We start from the raw sequence: 1,791 nt of genomic DNA on the forward strand, positions 1-1,791 counted from the left end.
AGCGCCGCGCCCGGCGCCGCGCGACTGGCCGGCCTGCACATCGACGCGCGCGGCAGCTTCCGCGGCGCGCCGCTCGCGGCCCGTCTGCAAGCCAGCGGGCTGCTGCCGTTGGCGACCTCCAGCGCCGACATGCCACCGGTCCCAATGGTGCTTGATTTGCGCGTCGGCCAGGCCCGCTTGCAGCTCGACGGCAGCGCACGTGACGTGCTGCGTCTCACCGCCCTGGACGCGCGCTTCGCGCTCGACGGTCCCTCGCTCGCGGCCATCGGCGACGTGCTCGGTGCCACCTTGCCGAGCACCGCACCGTTCTCGATGCGCGGGCAGCTCAGGAAAGACGGCGCGGTGTGGGGCGTGGGCGTGGCGAACCTGGTGGTCGGCAAGAGCCGCCTGCGCGGCGACTTCCGCTACGACACCACCGAGGCGGTGCCGCGGCTCACCGGCGCGCTGACCGGCGAGCGTCTCTCGCTGCCCGACCTGGCACCGGCCCTGGGCGCCAAGCCGCCACAGCGAGCCAAGTCCAAGGCGGCCCGCGGCGCGCGCGACCGGCTGCTGCCGCAGCGTGACTTCGACGTGCCGTCGCTACGCGCGATGAATGCCAACGTCAAGCTCTCGATCGACAGCGTGGCGCTCGGCACCGAAGAGCTGGCGAACTTCGCGCCACTGCAAGGCCGCGTGCGCTTGCAGGACCAGGTGCTGCAGATCGAGGACCTGGTGGCGCGCAACTCCGGCGGCGAGCTGCGCGGGGCGCTCACGCTCGACGCGCGCAGCGAAAAGCAGCCCCTTTGGCATGCCGATGTGCGCTGGTCGGGCGTGCAGCTCGAGCGCTTCGTGAAGACGCGCAACCCGCGCAGCAAGGAAGCCCCGCGAACCGCGGGCAAGGCGGCCGGCACGCCCGCCAGCAAGACCGCCAAACAGGGCGCCGCACCGGGCCAGGGCGGCTACGTCAGCGGCGTGCTCGGCGGCGCGGCCAAGCTGCGCGGCAGCGGCCGCTCGGTGGCCGGCATGATGGCCTCGCTCGACGGCTCGGCGCAGGCCTGGGTGAGCGACGGGCGCGTGTCGCACCTGCTGGTGGAGCTGAGCGGCATCGACCTGGCCGAGAGCCTGGGCCTGCTGGTGACCGGCGACGACACGCTGCCGGTGCGCTGCGCGGTGGCGCGCTTTGCCGTGAAAGACGGCGTTGCGCGGCCCGAGGTCGCGGTGATCGACACGCCCGACACCACGCTGCTCGTCACCGGCGAGATCTCGCTCGTCGACGAGCGCCTGGCGCTCGACGTGGCGGCCCGGCCCAAGGACATGAGCCTGGTCGCCCTGCGCGGGCCGGTGCATGTGCGCGGGAGTTTCGGCAAACCGCAGGTCGAGCTTGACAAGGCGCGCATGGGCCTGCGCCTGGCCGCCGCCGCGGCACTGGCCGTCGTCGCCGCGCCAGTGGCCGGCTTGCTGGCCTTGGTGGATCTCGGCGAGTCGGAGCGCGCGGTCTGCGGTGACGCGCTGGCGCAGATCAAGGGGCCTGCGCCCAAGCAACTGCAGGGTGAAGTAGCGGCTAAGAAGAAGTAGCCGCGTGGTGGGGAGCGGGGCTCTCGCCCGCTGGAGGCGGGTTGGAGCGGGAGGCAGCCTACAGGTCGAGCGACCGTACTTACGGCCGCGACGCACCACACCTGCTCAGCTGTGAACGCGCCTGCGCTCCACCGCCTCGATCTTGAGCAGTTGCCGGTACTTCGTGACCGTGCGCCGTGCGACCACCAAGCCCTGCTGGGCCAGTTGGCGCGCGATCTCGGCGTCCGACAGCGGCGC

2 protein-coding genes are annotated in these 1,791 nt (G+C 72.8%); one reads left to right on the forward strand and one right to left on the reverse strand.

What is annotated here, in order from left to right; all coding sequences use genetic code 11:
* On the forward strand, positions 1 to 1,554 hold a 1,554-nt coding region (locus tag RMO12_RS09710), incomplete at its 5' end, for an AsmA-like C-terminal region-containing protein (RefSeq protein WP_309639136.1).
* A 105-nt stretch (positions 1,555 to 1,659) separates the two neighbouring features.
* On the opposite strand, the gene RMO12_RS09715 is transcribed toward RMO12_RS09710, so the two are convergent.
* A partial coding sequence (locus RMO12_RS09715) for a hypothetical protein (protein ID WP_309639137.1) occupies positions 1,660 to 1,791 on the reverse strand: 132 nt, incomplete at its 5' end.

Source organism: Methylibium sp. (assembly GCF_031393925.1).
In the GTDB taxonomy this organism is placed as follows: domain Bacteria; phylum Pseudomonadota; class Gammaproteobacteria; order Burkholderiales; family Burkholderiaceae_C; genus Methylibium.